The following is a 506-nucleotide window of genomic DNA, read 5'->3' as shown; positions in this document are numbered from 1 at the left end:
GATCGCCTACACCAACGGCACCAACGCCGCCCGTACGGCCGTCCTCCAGGTCAACGGACAGCAGGCCACCACGGTGTCCTTCCCGCCGACCGGTTCCTGGACCACGCCCGGCACGGTCTCGGTCGAGGTCTCCCTGGCCAAGGGCACGTCGAACACGCTGTCGTTCTCCAACTCCTTCGCCTGGACACCGGACTTCGACGCCATCGAGGTCCGCCCACTGCCCGGCGCGAACGGCGCCCAGGTGGTCGGAGCGCAGTCGAACCGCTGCCTCGACATCAACAACTACACCATCATCAACGGCACCGACGCGCAGCTGTGGGACTGCAACGGCGGTGAGAACCAGTCGTGGAACAACACCTCCCGCAAGCAGCTCGTGGTCTACGGCAACAAGTGCCTGGACGCCTACAACGGCGGCACGGCCAACGGCACCAGGGTCGTCATCTGGGACTGCAACGGCCAGAGCAACCAGCAGTGGAACGTCAACGCGAACGGCACCATCACCAACG

Annotated in this window: 1 protein-coding gene; it reads left to right on the top strand. The window is 65.6% G+C overall.

The genetic code is table 11. The annotated features are described in order from the left end of the window. Nucleotides 1–506 (top strand): ricin-type beta-trefoil lectin domain protein (locus ABD323_RS45700; protein WP_344447810.1); only part of this gene is annotated, 506 nt, incomplete at both ends.

The sequence above is a fragment of the Kitasatospora nipponensis genome (genome assembly GCF_039528135.1).
GTDB lineage: Bacteria > Actinomycetota > Actinomycetes > Streptomycetales > Streptomycetaceae > Kitasatospora > Kitasatospora nipponensis.
The sequence above is the reverse complement of the archived record's forward strand: the minus strand, read 5'-3'. Positions and strand labels throughout refer to the sequence as shown.